Source organism: Amycolatopsis bullii, from assembly GCF_014654205.1.
GTDB classification, from domain to species: Bacteria; Actinomycetota; Actinomycetes; order Mycobacteriales; family Pseudonocardiaceae; genus Amycolatopsis; species Amycolatopsis plumensis.
On sequence record NZ_BNAW01000010.1, the window covers coordinates 110740 to 126368 of the forward strand.

Below are 15629 nucleotides of genomic sequence, written 5' to 3' on the forward strand. Positions count from 1 at the left end.
GTGACTGTGTTTTCTCTCAAGAAGCTGGCCGGCGTGGCGGCGATCGCCACAGCCGGGCTCGTCCTCGCCGCCTGCAGCGGCCCCACCGCCGACAACTCGAAGAGCAACAGCCCCAGCTCCGCGACCGCCGCGGCCCCGAACGCGGGTGGCCCGCTCAAGGTCGCCGTGGTCACCCACGGCAGCGCCGGCGACGCCTTCTGGAACGTCGTCAAGAACGGCGCCGAGCAGGCGGGCAAGGACCTGAACGTCGGCGTCGACTACTTCTCCGACGGCGACCCGGGCAACCAGGCCCGGCTGATCGACAACGCGGTCGCGCAGAAGGTCGGCGGCCTGGTCGTGTCGATGGCGAACCCCCAGGCCCTGCAGACGTCGATCCAGAACGCGGTGAAGGCCGGCATCCCGGTCATCACCATCAACTCCGGCGAGGACTTCAGCGCCCAGTTCGGCGCGATCGCGCACGTCGGGCAGAGCGAAGGCCTGGCGGGCCAGGGCGCCGGCCAGCGGCTCAAGGCGGCAGGCAAGACCAAGCTGCTGTGCGTCATCCACGAAGCCGGCAACATCGGCCAGAACCAGCGCTGCGACGGCGCGAAGCAGGCCTTCGGCGACGTCACGACGCTGCAGGTCGACATCTCCAACCCGACCGACGCACAAGCGCGGATCCGCGGCGCGCTGCAGTCCGACCCGTCGATCGACGCCGTGCTGGCGCTGAACTCGCAGGTCGCGGCGCGTGCCGTCGCCGCCGCGAAGGAAGCCGGCTCGAAGGCCCAGGTGGCCACGTTCGACCTGAACGCCGACGTCGTCGCGGCCATCAAGGACGGCAGCATCCTCTTCGCCGTCGACCAGCAGCAGTACGAGCAGGGCTACCTGCCGATCGTGTTCCTTAAGCTGTACAAGGAAAACGGCAACACCATCGGCGGCGGCAAGCCCGTCCAGACCGGCCCGGGCTTCGTCGACAAGACCAACATCGACACCATCGCCCCGTACGCGCAGCGCGGCACGCGATGACCGCAGCGATCCAAGCGCAGCCCGACGAGCGCGTCGCCAAGAAAGGGCTGACCGACCGCCTGGTCGTCCGCCCCGAAATCGGCGCGCTCCTCGGTGCCGTGCTCGTCTTCGTCTTCTTCTCGGTCGTCACCGGCCAGTTCCTCAGCCCGCTGGGCGTGGCGACCTGGCTCGACGACTCCTCGACGCTGGGCATCATGGCCGTCGTGGTCGCGCTGCTCATGGTCGGCGGCGAGTTCGACCTCTCGGCGGGCGTGATGACGGCGTCGACGTCGCTGGTCACCGCGATCCTGGCGACGCAGGCGGGCTGGAACGTCTGGCTGGCGCTGCTGGCATCGCTGGCCTTCGCGCTCGGCGTCGGCGCGTTCAACGGCTGGCTGGTGATGAAGACCGGGCTGCCCAGCTTCATCGTCACGCTGGGCTCGTTCCTGGCGTTGCAGGGGCTCAACCTCGGCGTGACGCGGCTGGTCACCAACACCGTCCAGGTTTCGGGCATGCGCTCGACCAGCGGCTACGAGTCGGCCGGCGGGCTGTTCGCCTCGACGTTCGCCATCGGCGGCACGGAGTTCCAGTCCTCGATCGTCTGGTGGATCGTCGTCACCGCGATCGCCGCGTGGCTGCTGGTGCGGACCCGGTTCGGCAACTGGATCTTCGCGGTCGGCGGGTCGCAGGTGTCGGCCCGCTCGGTCGGTGTGCCGGTCGTGCGCACGAAGATCCTGCTGTTCATGGGCACCGCACTCGGCGCGTGGCTGGTCGGCTCGATCAACATCCTGCGCTTCGCCAGCGTCCAGGCCAACCAGGGCATCGGGCTGGAGTTCCAGTACATCATCGCCGCGGTGATCGGCGGCTGCCTGCTCACCGGCGGGTTCGGCTCGGCGGTGGGCGCGGCGATCGGCGCGCTGATCTTCGGCATGGCGCGGCAGGGCATCGTGTTCGCGCAGTGGAACAGCGACTGGTTCATGCTGTTCCTCGGCGTCATGCTGCTGGCCGCGGTCCTGGTCAACAACGCGTTCCGGCGCCGCGCGGAGAGGGTACGCCGATGAGCCTGCTCGAAGTTCGCGACATCGGGAAGACGTACGGCAGCGTGATCGCGCTGCGCGATGTGTCCACAGTGGTCAATGCCGGTGAGGTCACCTGCGTCCTCGGCGACAACGGCGCCGGCAAGTCCACGCTGATCAAGATCCTGGCCGGGGTGCACCAGCACGACCGCGGCGAGTTCCTCGTCGAGGGCGAGCCGGTGCGGTTCTCCTCGCCGCGCGAGGCCCTCGACCGCGGCATCGCGACCGTGTACCAGGACCTCGCCGTGGTGCCGCTGATGAGCGTCTGGCGCAACTTCTTCCTCGGCTCGGAGCCGACGACCGGGTTCGGCCCGTTCCGCATGCTCGACCGGAAGAAGGGCCGCGAGACGACGAAGAAGGCGTTGTCCGACATGGGCATCGACCTGCGGGACGTCGAGCAGCCGGTCGGCACGCTCTCGGGTGGCGAGCGCCAGTGCGTCGCGATCGCGCGGGCGGTGTACTTCGGCGCGAAGGTACTGATCCTCGACGAGCCGACGGCGGCCCTCGGTGTCAAGCAGGCCGGGGTCGTGCTGAAGTACGTCGCCCAGGCGCGGGACCGCGGCCTCGGCGTCGTCCTGATCACGCACAACCCGCACCACGCCTACCCTGTCGCCGACCGGTTCCTGCTGCTCAAGCGGGGTGCCGCGCTCGGGCACTACGAGAAGTCCGAGATCGACATCGGCGAGCTGACCCGGCAGATGGCGGGCGGTGCCGAACTGGAAGCCCTCGAACACGAGCTGCGGCAGGTGGAAAAGGCGTGAGTCTCGAAGCGCTGACGATCGGCCGGGTGGGCGTCGACCTCTACCCCGAGCAGAGCGGCGTCCCGCTGGCCGGGGTCAGCACGTTCGCCAAGTCGCTCGGCGGGACCGCGACCAACGTCGCGGTCGCCGCCGCGCGGCTCGGCCGGCGCACGGCGGTGCTCACCAAGGTTGGCCCGGACGGCTTCGGCGACTACGTCCGGCAGGCCCTCGACGGCTTCGGCGTCTCACCGGAGTTCGTGGGCACCTCGCCGGACCTGCAGACGCCGGTCGTGTTCTGCGAGCTCAACCCGCCCGCCGATCCGCCGCTGCTGTTCTACCGCTCCCCGATCGCCCCCGACCTCACACTGACCGACGAAGACGTGCCCTGGGACGTCGTGGAGTCGGTGCCGCTGCTGTGGGTCACCGGCACCGGCGTCTCCGTGGAACCCGCGCGGGCGACCCAGCGGAAGATCCTCGAGGCCCGCGGCCGGCGGGAGCACACCGTCCTGGACCTGGACTACCGGCCGATGTTCTGGCCGTCGGTCGAGCAGGCGCACGCCGAGATCGGCGGGCTGCTCGACCACGTCACGGTCGCGGTCGGCAACCGCACCGAGGTGGAGGTCGCCGTCGGCACCGCGGACCCGGACGCGGCCGCGGACCGCCTGCTCGAACGCGGTCTCCGGCTCGCGGTGATCAAGAAGGGCGCCGAAGGGGTGCTGGTGGCGACCCCGGAGAGCCGGTCGACCGTGCCGCCGCAGCGCGTCGAGGTCGTCTGCGGGCTCGGCGCGGGCGACGGTTTCGGTGGCGCGCTGATCCACGGCCTGCTGTCGGGCTGGGACCCGGTGCGGATCGCGGAGTACGCGAACGCCGCGGGCGCGCTCGTCGCGTCCCGGCTGGCCTGCGCCGACGCCATGCCGACCGCCGGGGAGATCGAGGAACTGCTGTGATCCTCACGGACGAGCGGTGGCAGGAGCTCCTGCACGTCCGCGCCACGAACCCGGTCCCGACCCGGCAGGCCTGCGCCGACGCGGTCACCGAGCTGGCCGCGTACGGTCTGGTCACCCTGATCGAGCTGCCGGAGGCCCTGGACGCCACGACACTGCCGGTGCTGCTCGGCGGCCTGCCACCGGACTGGACGCTGTCGCACGGGGTCGTCCGCGGCCTGGTCATGAACCCTGCGGGAAATGTCGAAGCCGCCGCGAAAGCTCTGGAGGCCGCGAAGTGAGCAAGCTGCACCGTCCACTCGGGACACTGTCCGACGACGCCGACCCGGTCCGGCTGACCCCGGACACCGCCGGGTGGCGGTACTCCGGGCTGCGGGTGCTCGCCCTGGCCCCCGGCGAGACGCGGATGCTGCACACCGGCGAGTTCGAAGCCTTCGTGCTGCCCCTGGCCGGATCCGCGACCGTCCGGGTCGACGGCCAGGTCTTCGAACTCCGCGGCCGCGACTCGGTCTTCACGCGCGTGACGGACTTCGCGTACGTCCCCCGGGAGGCCGAAGTCGAGTTGTCGACAAAAGAGGGCTTGGAGGTCGCGTTGCCGATGGCGCGCTGCACCCGGCGTCTCGACCCGAAGTACGGCCCCGCCGAAGACGTGCCGGTGGAGGTGCGCGGCGCGGGGCAGGCGACGCGGCAGGTGACCAACTTCGGCGTGCCCGGGGTGTGGGACCACGCCGACAAGCTCAACGCGTGCGAGCTGATCACGCCGGGCGGCAACTGGTCCTCGTACCCGCCGCACAAGCACGACGAAGCGACCGAGTGCGAGGTCGTCAACGAGGAGATCTACTACTTCCGCATCGCCGGCCGCGACGGCGTGACACCGTCCCGAGAAGGCTTCGGCCTGCACCGGACGTACACCGCCGACGGCGAGTTGGACGAGGACGTCGCCGTGCGCGACCACGACGTCTTCCTCATCCCGCGCGGCTACCACGGGCCGTGCGTGGCCGCACCGGGTTACCCGATGTACTACCTGAACGTCCTGGCCGGACCGGCCGACGAGCGGTCCATGGCGTTCTGCGACGACCCCGCGCACGGCTGGGTCCGCGACACGTGGGCAACGCAGGACCTTGACCCGCGATGCCCCGTCACGAGTCACGAAGGACGTGTGCAGTGAAGCTGACGATGGCTCAGGCGCTGGTCGGCTGGATCCTCGCCCAGCGCTCGGAAACCCTCGACGGGCGCGAAGTCCCGCTGTTCCCCGGCGTGTTCGCGATCTTCGGGCACGGCAACGTCCTCGGCCTCGGCACCGCGCTGGAGGAACACCGCGGCGACATCCCGGTCTGGCGCGGGCACACCGAGCAGGGCATGGCGCTGGCCGCGGTCGGGTACGCGAAGGCCACCCACCGGCGGCAGGTCGGCGTCGTGACGTCGTCGATCGGGCCGGGCGCCTTGAACATGGTGACCGCGGCCGGCGTCGCCCACGCGAACCGGCTGCCGGTGCTGCTGCTGCCGGGCGACACGTTCACCAACCGGGCGCCGGACCCGGTGCTGCAGCAGATCGAACCGTTCGGCGATGCGACGGCGACGGTCAACGACGCCTTCCGCGCGGTCTCGCGCTACTTCGACCGGATCACCCGGCCCGAGCAGCTGATTTCGACGTTGCCGCAGGTCGCGCGGGTGCTCACGGACCCGGCCGAGGCCGGGCCGGTGACCCTCGCCCTGCCGCAGGACGTCCAGGCGGAGACGTACGACTTCCCGGACGCGCTGTTCGAACCGGTCACGCACCGCCCGCTGCGCCCCCGCCCGGACCGGCGTTCGGTCACCGAGGCGGCCGGGGTGTTGCGGGCGGCGAAGCGGCCGCTGCTGGTGCTCGGCGGCGGCGTCCGGTACTCCGGCGCCGGGCAGCGCGCGCTCGAGTTCGCCGAGCGGCACGGAATCCCGCTCGTGGAGACCACGGCGGGCCGGACGCTGGTGCCGCACGAGCACCCGCTGCACGCCGGGCCGCTGGGCATCACCGGCTCGACGTCGGCGAACGTCGTCGCGGCGGCCGCGGACGTCGTGTTCGCGGTGGGGACGCGGCTGCAGGACTTCACAACGGCGTCCTGGACCGTCTTCGCCCCCGACGTCCGGCTGGTGTCGCTCAACGCCGCCCGGTTCGACGCGGTGAAGCACGGGGCGCTCTCGGTGGTCGGGGACGCCGACGCGGGTTTGACGGACCTCGCCGCCCAACTGGAGAGCTGGCGGGTGGACCCTTCGTGGACGTCGCGAGCCGCGGCCGAACGCGCTTCCTGGGACGCGCACATCGACTCCCTGCGCTCCCCTTCGGGTGAGCTGCCGTCGTACGCGCAGGTGGTCGGCGTCGTGAACACGCTGTCGGACGAGCACGACTACGTCATGACGGCCTCCGGCGGGCTGCCGGGCGAGCTGATCGGCGGCTGGCGCGGGTCCGGCTCGGTCTCGATGGACGTCGAGTACGGATTCTCCTGCATGGGCTACGAGCTGTCCGGCGCATGGGGCGCGGCGATCGCCCACCCGGGCCTGGTGACGACCCTGCTGGGTGACGGCTCGTACCTGATGCTGAACTCGGAGCTGTTCTCGGCCGCGTTCGCGGGCCATCCGTTCGTCGCGGTGGTGTGTGACAACGACGGGTACGCGGTGATCGCCCGCCTCCAGCAGGGTCAGGGCGGCAAGCCGTTCAACAACTTCTACGCCGACTGCACGACTTCGCACGCTTCGCCGCCGCGAGTCGACTTCGCCCGCCACGCGGAATCCCTGGGCTGCGTGGTGTTCACGGCGTCCACGGTGGACTCGCTGCGGTCGGCCTACGCGTCGGCTCGTGAGGCGGCGGTCGCGGAGCAGCGCCCGGCCGTCGTCGTGGTGAAGACGCAGCCGTCGACCTGGACCGAAGCCGGGGCCTGGTGGGAGGTCGGCGTGCCCGAGCACCTGGCCGGGCGGGACGAGTACGAGCGTGGAAAGGGCGGCCAGGTGCGTTACCTCGGGTCCTGAGTGACGGCCGGCGACGCCGCTCCGGCGTGGAGCTGCCTCGGTGCGCCGGAGCCGTCGGCCGGGGCCGCCCAGACGGCGTTGTCCAGCCCGTAGAGGATCGTGCGATCGTCCTGCCAGAGGGCTTGGTCGTCGACGCTGCGGGTCTCGGCGAGCTCCGTCTCCGTCATGCTCGCGAGGTCCAGGACGGACAGCCGCCAGACGCCGTCGCCGACCTTCTTCTTGAAGGCGATCCGCTTGCCGTCCGGGGACAGCGACGGGCATTCGACGTTCTCGCGGAGGGTTTTGCCCCGGTACCGCCGGTAGTCGGCTTCGACGAGGTACGTCTTGCCCTTGCTGCCGAGGGTGGCGTAGAAGCGGTTGCCGTCGGGGGCGAAGGTGATACCCCAGTAGTTGACGTCGGCCGCGAAGTAGCGGTTGCCGTCCTTGAAGACCGGCAGCTCTTCGATCGTCTTGACCAGGCGCCCGGTCTCGACGTCGTAGAGCCCGGCGCGGGTCGAGAAACCGGTCTGGGCGTAGGAGTCACCCGTGACGAACAGCGTCCAGTAGACGCGTTTGCCGTCCGGCGAAACGCGCGCGCGGCTCGGCGTGCCGGGCAGGGCTTCGGTGTGGCGGACGGCGAGGTGGTCGTCGAGGACGAGGACGTCGGTGATGGCCGGGAGCGTGCCGGGCCGGACGGCCAGGCACACCGCCGTCTGCTTCGCCACCGCGAAGCGATCGCACTTCAGGCCACTGAGCTGCGGTTTCTTATCAGGCAGGCCGAGGGGGACGGCGCCGACGCGGCCGGTCGCCGTGTCGCGGAACAGCAACTGGCCGGGCGCCAGGGTCACCGCGGCGGCGGGTTCGGCCGCCGCGGTGTCCTGCCGCGCGCTGAGTGTGTACGTGACGGCGGCAGCGACGAGAAGGGCCGTGCCGGTGAGGGCGAGGACGAGTTTCTTCACGGGCGCACCGGTTTCGCGAAGGCGGCGGCGAGGGCGACGGCGGCCAGGCAGACCGCGGCGACTCCCACCGCGGGCCGCAGGTCCCACAGCGTCCACGCCAGTCCGAAGAGGACGGAGGAGAGCATCCGGGCCACGGCCTGGCCCGTCTGCACCACGGCCAGCCCGGTGGCGCGCAGGCCGGCCGGGATGAGCGGACCGGCCGCGGCCATGAGGACGCCGTCGGTGGCCGCGTAGAACACACCGTGCAGGCCGAGCGCGACGACGGCGAGCCACAGCCCCGCCCGCGGGCCGCAGAGCAGCACCAGGGCCAGGCACAGGGCCGCGTGCCCGCCGAGGAACACCGGCCAGCGGCCGACGCGGTCGGCGAGCTTGCCGAGCGGCACGGCCAGCAGCAGGTAGACCCCGGCCGTGCCGAGCGGCAGCAGCGGGAAGTACGTCGCCGCGATCTCCCAGCGGCGCTGCAGGATCAGGTAGACGAACGAGTCGCCGACCGTGACCAGGCCCAGCATGGCCGCCCAGAGCGCCACGCGCCGGAAGTCCTGCTGCTTCAGCAGGCCTAACGCGGCTCGGGCGGACACCGCCGCGCGGTCGACGCTGCCGGGCCGGTCGCGGACGAACAGGGCCAGCAGCAGCACGGCGATGGCCGCGATGCAGAAGCTGGTGAAGAACACGCTGGTGTAGCTGCCGAGGCTCAGCGCGAGCACCGCCATCGCCACCAGCGGGCCGAGGAACGCGCCGACGGTGTCCATCGCCCGGTGCACCCCGAACGACCGGCCGAGGGTCGCCGGCTCGCTGGACAGCGAGATGAGCGCGTCACGCGGGCCGGTGCGCAGCCCCTTGCCGGTGCGGTCGGCGGCGAGGACCAGGCCGATGGCCGCGACCGACGAACCGGCCGCGACCAGGCCGAGCTTGCACACCGCGGACAAGCCGTACCCGAACCCGGCGACCGCCTTGAGCCGCCGCCACCGGTCGGCGAGGTGCCCGCCGAGCACCCGCACGACCGCGGTGGCGCCGGCGTAGAGCCCGTCGAGCAGCCCGAACTGCAGCGGGTTCAGGCCCAGGCCGAGCACCAGGTAGAGCGGGAGGACGGCGGTGACCATCTCCGACGAGACGTCGGTGACCAGGCTGACCATCCCGAGCGCCACCACGTTGGCGGACACCCGCTTCAGCGCCGGTTTGCGGTCGGTCCCGGACGCCAGGTCCGAGGTACGGCTTGCCGCGATGTACATGCCCGGGCCTCCTAGTGGCAGGTGTAGGTCGGGCTGTTGTCGAGGACCTTGCCGTCGACGCCGATGAGCTGCGTCTGGAACGTGGTGTCCGTCATCGAGAGCTTCAGGACGCCGAAGGTCTTCAGCAGCTTGGCGGTCGTCGCGTGCGCGGACCTCAGGTTGTAGAGGTTGGCGCCACCGCTGCCACCGACGATCTCGACCGGGCCTCCTGTGTCGGCCTTGCCGTCGGCGTTCTGCGGGACGAACCGCTCGTAGTCGTGGTCGTGGCCGTTGAGGACGAGATCGACCTTGTTGGCCACCAGCAGGTTCCACAGCTCGATGCTGTCGATGTTGTCGCCGTGGTCGCCCGAGCTCCACCGCGGGTGGTGGTAGTACGCCGCGACACAGCCCTTCTTGTTGTTGGCGAGGTCCTGCTTCAGCCAGGTGATCTGGGGCGGCTCGGCGAAGTCGTCGTGGGTGACGAAGTCGTTGGAGTCGAGGGCGATGAAGTGCCAGTTGCCCATTTCCCAGCTGTAGTACCGCTGGCCCTGCGGCTTGGCGATGGCGCCGAAGTACTGGTCGTAGCCGGTGAACCCGGAGTAGGACTCGTGGTTGCCCGGGATCGGGTGGGTGATGCTCTTGAACTTGCCCCACGTCTTGTCGTAGTAGTTCTTGAAGTCCGACAGCGTGGGTTCGTCGTACTGGTTGTCACCCATGGTGATCACGGCCGCGGGGTTCATGTTCTCGACGAGCTTCGCGGTCTTCGGGTGCACGCAGCTGGAGCTGCTCGCCGTGCACTGTTCGGCGATGTCACCGGCCGCGGCGAGGACGAACCCCGCGCTCCCGGCGGCGGTCTTGACGGTGATCGGCGCGCTCGCGGCGGAAACGTTCCCCGCGGCGTCGCGGGCGCGGACCGTGTAGGTGTAACTGGTGTCCGGGGCGAGCCCGGTGTCGGTGTAGGACGTCGTCACGCTGGTGGCGACCGCGGTGCCGTTGCGGAGGACGTCGTACCCGGTGACGCCGACGTTGTCGGTGGCGGCGCCCCAGGTCAGCGGGACGCTCGTGGCGGTCGCCGTGCCCGCGGTGAGGCCGGCCGGGGTGCTCGGGGCCTGGGTGTCGCCGGAGGAGTCCGTGGTGCCGAAGACCTGCATCTCCCAGAAGGAGTACCCGTAGCTCGTGCCGCGGGTGAGGCCGACGAAGCGCACGAAGCGGCCGCGGGCGGTGAGGCCGCCGAGGTCGTCGATCTTGCCGTCGCCGGTGTCGATGGTGGCGGCGGTGGTGAACGTCGTGCCGTCGTCGGAGACCTCGATGCGGTACTTCTTCGCGTACGCGGCCTCCCAGTTGAGGACGACGCGGTGGATGGTCGCCGGCTGGCCGAGGTCGATCCGCAGCCACTGCGGGTCGGAGCCTTCGGCGCTGGCCCAGCGGGTGGTGGTGCTCCCGTCGACGGCCTTGGCGCCGGTGTACGACGAGCTTTCGACCGTCGAAGTGGCGACCGGCTTTCCCTGGGACAGCAGGACATCGGCGGCCTGGGTGGTGGCGGCCGCGGCGATCGCGGAGGGCAGCAGAACCACGGCGGCGATCACCGGGGTGAGTCGGGCTAAAGGACGTAGTCGGGTCGACGGCACGTCGCGCTCCTTACGGGCCTGGCGGTGGCTGGTGGGCTGCGGCGTCGGGGGAAATCAGTTAGGAAAGTTTCCTAACTAAGCGGACTGTAACGAGACCCTGTTCCGGCTGACAAGACTTGTCTTGCCCTTGAATCGGTCAAGAGGGTGAGTTTTTCACGATTCCCGCAGCTCAGCGCCTGTGCCGGTGAGCGGCATACTGCTCCGCGGCGCGGGACCGGAGGCGGTCAGCCGGCCTGCGGCGGCGCCTGGAGGCCCTGGAAGACGGCCGCGATCAGCCGCCGCCCCTGGGCCGCGCCGTCGTCGTTGTTCGCGACCCGCCACAGGAAGCTCATGAGCATGATGATGTCGGCGGGGTCGTGCCCGGGCGCGATGGTGCCCTCGGCCACACAGGCGTCGACGAGCTTCTTGACCGCTGCGGAGGCCGGCCCCCAGGAGGCGTCGATCAGCTCCTGGGCCGCGGCGCTGTGCAGCGCGTCGCCGAGGCCGTGCTTGATGCGGATGTAGGCGGCGAGGGTCTCGAACCACTCGACGAAGGCGGCCTTCGCGGAGGAGTGGCGGGCCAGCACGTCGTCGGCCGTGGCGGTCAGGCGTTCGATGTCGTGCTGGTAGGCGGCGAGGATGAGGTCTTCGCGGGTCGGGAAGTGACGGTAGAGGGTTCCCGCGCCGACCCCGGCGCGCTTGGCGACTTCGCTCAGCGGCACCAGCGGGTTCTGGGCGAACAGCTCGTGGGCGGCTTCGATGATCGCGGTCCGGTTGCGCGCGGCGGCCTTGCGCTGGGTGCCGTACGTCCCGTCGGTCATGCCCCGATCATGCCTCATCGTCGACTTGCGGAGAATCGATGCGGCCCGTTCCGGCACCGATGGGGCTTACGCGGATCTCCTGCACTCAGGCTTTTCATTGTGGCGCAATGGATTCCGATGATCACCCGATTCAGCGATGGCGTTCGCACACATGTTCGGTAGCTTGGGTTTATGGCTCCTTCGACCCACGCCTTCGCTCTTCGGCGAAGACCCTCAGCCCAGCAGTTTCCGGATCTCCGCCACCGCGGCCCGGCCGGCCCGGTTGGCGCCGACCGTGCTCGCCGAGGGCCCGTACCCGACGAGGTGCAGGCGTGGTTCGAGCACCACCCGCGTGCCGTCCATTTTGATACCGCCACCAGGCTCCCGGATGTGCAGCGGCGCGAGGTGATCGAGCGCCGCGCGGAAGCCGGTGGCCCACAGGATCACGTCGGCGTCGAACCGTTCGCCGTCCGCCCAGGCGACGCCTGCGGGCGTGATCCGCTCGAACATCGGCCGCCGGTCGAGGATCCCGGCGGCCCGGGCGGCGCGCACTTCCGGCGTCACAGCCAAATCCGTCACGCTGACCACGCTTTCGGGCGGCAGTCCGGCCCGGACGCGCTCGGCCACCTTGGCGACGGCACTGCGTCCCCAGTTCTCGCTGAAGGGCTCGTCCCGCCACACGGGCGGCCGGCGCGTGACCCAGGCCGTCGCCCGGGCGAGCGGGGCGAACTCCATGAGCAGCTGAACGGCGGAGGCGCCCCCGCCGACCACGACCACTCGTCGATCGCGAAAGTCTTCGGGTCCAGCGTAGTCGGCGGTGTGCAGTTGCCGCCCGGCGAAGGTCTCCTGGCCGGGGTAGCGCGGCCAGAAAGGACGGTCCCAGGTTCCGGTGGCACTGATGACGGCCCGCGCGGCCCACGATTCGGCCGGGCTGGAGACGAGGAGCCGCTCCCCCGGCCGCGTCACGGACTGGACGTCGACCGGCCGGAGCACGGGAAGGTCGTAGACGCTTTCGAAGCGCGCAAAGTACTCGGAGACGACTTCGGAGGCGGGACGCGTCACGTCCGGAGTGCCGAAAGCCATCCCGGGAAGGTCATGGATGCCGTGCACCTTCCCCAGGACCAGCGACGGCCACCGGTACTGCCAGGCACCCCCGGCCCGCTTCCCGTGGTCGAGCACAACGAACCCGCTCCGGTTCCCGAACCCGGCCCGCCGCAGGTGATAGGCGGCGGACAACCCGGCCTGCCCGGCCCCGATGACCACAACATCCGTCTCGTGATCCGCGCCGCTCATGAAGTGTCCAACGACCACCGCGGCGGGGTATTTCGCGCCTTACATCACAGCGGCCGAGTCGCGGTCAGGCCGCGGTCTCCGCTCCGCCCCGGCACCGCAGCTCGAACTACCCCCTCACCAGTCGCGACCAACCTCCTCGCTCTGAGACCCACGCTGAGGTCCGAGCCAGCCCTCACTCGGGCCGTCCATCCCGTGCCTCGCCGGTCGCGGCCCGATCTCCGCCCCGCACACACGCGCCGATCACTCCTCGCCGCCTTCCACACCGGGTGGCGCCAACAACCGCACCAACGCAAGGCCTCCACAGCACACCCGAGCTTTCCCGCACCGGAATCCCAGCTCGGTCGTGACCAGCCTCCGCACCCCGCGCACCCCGACCCGCCACCGCGGGCCACCCGCTCGCGCATCCGGTTGCCCTACACCGCGACCTGGTTCCGCCCGGCCTCCTTGGCCCGGTACAGCGCGGCATCAGCGGTGCGGAGCACATCATCGAGCGTCGGCCCGGCGTCCGGATACCGCGCCACCCCGATCGACACCGAAAGGCCACTCACCCGGACCGTCCCCGTGCCCGTCGAAATCACCACGTTCAGCTCGCCCACCGCCACCCGCACCCGCTCGGCGATCGCCAGCACGTCCGCGCGGCCGATACCCGGCAGCAGGACCACGAACTCCTCACCGCCGAACCGGCCGACCGTGTCGCCCTGGCGCACCGAACCCGAGATCGCCACCGCGACCGCCGCCAGCACGTCGTCGCCGGTCAGGTGGCCGTACGTGTCGTTGATCCGCTTGAAGTGGTCCAAGTCGATCATCAGCACCGCGAAACCCCCGCCGGTGCCGCGGCGCTGGACGCGGGCGTGCTCGCGCGTCGCGGATTCGTGCCAGCCCGCGGTGTTGAGCAGCCCGGTCTTCTCGTCCGTGACGGCCGCGACCTGCAACTGCTGCTTCAACAGCAGGTACCGGTGCAGCAGCAGCAACGGCGCCACCACGAACACGACCAGCACCGGCTGCTCGACCAGCGCGAGCGCGGCGAGCCCACCCAGGCAGAGGGTCGCGAGCTCGAACGCGTTGTCCTCCCACGTGCCGATCAGGTCGGCCGCCGAGCGCTTGCTGGTGTACAGGTAGATGCCGGCCGCCACGAGGCCGACGTTCACCAGCTCGAACACCGCGGCCGCCAGGCAGAGCGCGAACAACCCGCGCGGCGTCTGCAACGGCGTCCCGTGCAACCCCAGCACCGCGAGAACGGAGGAAGCAGCGAAACACGAGAGCATTGCCCAGGCCGTGCTCGCCACGAACCGGTGCGCGGGCCGCGTCCGGACCTGCCGCCACACCCGCACCCACAGGTGCGAGTAGAGCACCACGGCCAGCAGCGCCACCCAGGCCGGCGGGAGCAGGACGACACCGGCGAGGTACCAGACGGACGTGACGTTGATGTGCGTCTGCCCGCTCATCCACCGGCGCAGCCGCTCGATGCGGCGCGACATCTCGGCCTGCGCCACGCCGAGCGCGACCAGCACGGCGAACCAGCCCGGGCGCACCGGGCCACCGAACCCGGTGGCCAGCGCGGCACCGGTCGCGACGACGGCGAGCAGCTCGCAGCCGAGGGCGTAGGCGATCCAGCGGTTTTTCGCCCCGCCCCACATCGCCCATCGCGCAGGCCAGCCCGGCCAGGTGGAAAGCGCATCCCGGCGCACGGCGGCCTGGGCTCTCAAGAGCCGAGGCCACAGACGTGACGAACCGGCATCGTGACGTACCCCTTGCGCGAAGTTCGGCCGACCAGGTAGCCCAGCGTAGCCGTTCCGGCGTGCCGCGTCGCCAGTCCGGGCGAATTGCGGGCATTGCCGCGGCCCGAAGACCCGCGCTAAGTAGATCGGCGCAGGTCAGCGCCGCTCACCATCGGGGCAGGCCGAATCGCGCCTCCGGCCGCGGGCCGCCGGTCACTTGCGCAGCGCGCGGACGACCGCCACCAGCCCGGCCACCGCGGCGACGGCAACCAGCACCGGGACCACCCGCTTGAGCACGGACTGCCCCGCGTAGTCGAGCAGGTCAATCGCTTCGGTTTCGGGCGGCGCCGGCACGCTGTGCAGCGCGGGCCGCTCCGCCGGCTTGGCCTTCGGCTCGGTGTTGATCTCCGCAGTGGTCGGCGCCGGCTTGACCGCGGGCTGCGGCTTGGCCACCGGCTCGGCCGCAGCCGCCGGCATGCCCTGCTCCGCCACCGGCTTCGCGGCCGCCTCAGCCACCGGCACACCCCCGGCGGCAGCCGAGGAGGCTTCCTTCGCCGAGCCACTCTCGGCCGACGCGGCCTCAGCGGGAGCGCCCTTCACCGGCGCACCCTCAGCCGACGCGCCCGGAGCGGAACCGCCCTTCGCCGCGGCACTCCCGGTCGCGGCCTGAGCGGAACCACCCTCCGCCGCCCCACCCCCAGCCGGCGCAGGCCCAACAGAACCGCCCTTCGCCGCCGTCTCGGCCGGTGCCGCCTGGGCGGCCGCCTGTCCCGCCGAAGCCTGCGAGGCCGCCGCTTCCTTCGCCGGGGCGAGCTTGCCCGACAGGCAGCCCGCGAACGTGTCCAGGATCTTGCCGCCCACCTCGCTGATCAACCCGCGGCCGAACTGGGCCGGCTTGCCCGTGATCGCCAGGTCGGTCGCCACCGCTCCGCGGGTTCCGCCGTCCGTCTCCGTCAACGTCAGCGTCACCGTGGCCGCCGCCGTGCCTGCTCCGCGGGAGTCCTTGCCCGAGGCCTTGATCGTCACCTTGTGCGCGGCTTCGTCCTTCTCGAGGAACTCGCCGTTCCCCTTGTACAACAACGAAATCGGCCCCAACTTGACCTTCACCGTTCCGCTGAACTTGTCCCCTTCGACCTTGGTCAGCGTGGCACCCGGCATGCACGGGGCGACGCGCTCGGGGTCGACGACCGCCTGCCAGACCTCGCCGATCGGAGCCGGGACGGTGAATTCGTGGTCGAGCCGCACGGGCCGACCTCCTTCCTGAAAGCGGACGGGTCCGCTGCCCACCCTAGCCGCCGCCGAAGCGGCGGCCAGGGTGAAG

Annotated in this window: 13 protein-coding genes and 1 pseudogene; 7 read left to right on the plus strand and 7 right to left on the minus strand. The window is 71.0% G+C overall.

What is annotated here, in order from left to right; genetic code table 11:
- Positions 1 to 6: 6 nt before the first annotated feature.
- Genes IE317_RS15075 through iolD form a run of 7 tightly spaced genes read left to right on the plus strand, consistent with a single transcriptional unit; the run spans position 7 to position 6744 of the window.
- Complete coding sequence (locus IE317_RS15075) at positions 7 to 1005, plus strand: sugar ABC transporter substrate-binding protein (protein ID WP_191310394.1); 999 nt, start codon at positions 7 to 9, stop codon at positions 1003 to 1005.
- On the plus strand, positions 1002 to 2045 hold the full coding sequence (locus tag IE317_RS15080) for an ABC transporter permease (protein ID WP_191310396.1): 1044 nt from the start codon (positions 1002 to 1004) through the stop codon (positions 2043 to 2045). Before IE317_RS15075 ends, IE317_RS15080 begins: the two co-directional genes overlap by 4 nt.
- Positions 2042 to 2821, plus strand: coding sequence for an ATP-binding cassette domain-containing protein (locus IE317_RS15085; RefSeq protein ID WP_191310397.1), 780 nt, complete (start codon positions 2042 to 2044; stop codon positions 2819 to 2821). The genes IE317_RS15080 and IE317_RS15085 overlap by 4 nt, the downstream gene beginning before the upstream one ends.
- Positions 2818 to 3747 (plus strand): 5-dehydro-2-deoxygluconokinase, encoded by a 930-nt coding sequence (iolC, locus tag IE317_RS15090; protein WP_191310401.1) that lies wholly within the window; start codon positions 2818 to 2820, stop codon positions 3745 to 3747. The genes IE317_RS15085 and iolC overlap by 4 nt, the downstream gene beginning before the upstream one ends.
- Positions 3744 to 4025 (plus strand): hypothetical protein, encoded by a 282-nt coding sequence (locus IE317_RS15095; RefSeq protein ID WP_191310403.1) that lies wholly within the window; start codon positions 3744 to 3746, stop codon positions 4023 to 4025. The genes iolC and IE317_RS15095 overlap by 4 nt, the downstream gene beginning before the upstream one ends.
- On the plus strand, positions 4022 to 4912 hold the full coding sequence (iolB, locus tag IE317_RS15100; protein WP_191310405.1) for a 5-deoxy-glucuronate isomerase: 891 nt from the start codon (positions 4022 to 4024) through the stop codon (positions 4910 to 4912). The genes IE317_RS15095 and iolB overlap by 4 nt, the downstream gene beginning before the upstream one ends.
- The gene (iolD, locus tag IE317_RS15105; RefSeq protein WP_191310407.1) at positions 4909 to 6744 is read left to right on the plus strand and encodes a 3D-(3,5/4)-trihydroxycyclohexane-1,2-dione acylhydrolase (decyclizing); all 1836 of its coding nucleotides are present in this window, start codon (positions 4909 to 4911) and stop codon (positions 6742 to 6744) included. The genes iolB and iolD overlap by 4 nt, the downstream gene beginning before the upstream one ends.
- Here the strand turns inward: iolD and IE317_RS15110 are convergent.
- The 7 genes and pseudogenes from IE317_RS15110 to IE317_RS45590 form a co-directional block, all read right to left on the minus strand.
- Positions 6729 to 7682, minus strand: a complete 954-nt coding sequence (locus IE317_RS15110; RefSeq protein WP_191310409.1) for a PD40 domain-containing protein — start codon at positions 7680 to 7682, stop codon at positions 6729 to 6731. The two genes, iolD and IE317_RS15110, sit on opposite strands and share 16 nt — an antisense overlap.
- Positions 7679 to 8911, minus strand: a complete 1233-nt coding sequence (locus IE317_RS15115; protein ID WP_191310411.1) for an MFS transporter — start codon at positions 8909 to 8911, stop codon at positions 7679 to 7681. The genes IE317_RS15110 and IE317_RS15115 overlap by 4 nt, the downstream gene beginning before the upstream one ends.
- Before the next feature lie 11 nt (positions 8912 to 8922).
- The gene (locus IE317_RS15120; protein ID WP_191310413.1) at positions 8923 to 10476 is read right to left on the minus strand and encodes a discoidin domain-containing protein; all 1554 of its coding nucleotides are present in this window, start codon (positions 10474 to 10476) and stop codon (positions 8923 to 8925) included.
- Positions 10477 to 10742: 266 nt separating this feature from the next.
- On the minus strand, positions 10743 to 11318 hold the full coding sequence (locus IE317_RS15125) for a TetR/AcrR family transcriptional regulator (RefSeq protein ID WP_191310414.1): 576 nt from the start codon (positions 11316 to 11318) through the stop codon (positions 10743 to 10745).
- A 213-nt stretch (positions 11319 to 11531) separates the two neighbouring features.
- Positions 11532 to 12590, minus strand: a complete 1059-nt coding sequence (locus tag IE317_RS15130; protein WP_191310416.1) for an NAD(P)-binding domain-containing protein — start codon at positions 12588 to 12590, stop codon at positions 11532 to 11534.
- A gap of 413 nt (positions 12591 to 13003) precedes the next feature.
- Positions 13004 to 14227: a GGDEF domain-containing protein gene (locus IE317_RS15135; protein WP_191310527.1), complete on the minus strand. Its 1224-nt coding sequence runs from the start codon at positions 14225 to 14227 to the stop codon at positions 13004 to 13006.
- A gap of 899 nt (positions 14228 to 15126) precedes the next feature.
- Positions 15127 to 15553 (minus strand): annotated as a pseudogene (locus IE317_RS45590) (SRPBCC family protein); the annotation flags it as partial.
- Positions 15554 to 15629 lie beyond the last annotated feature (76 nt).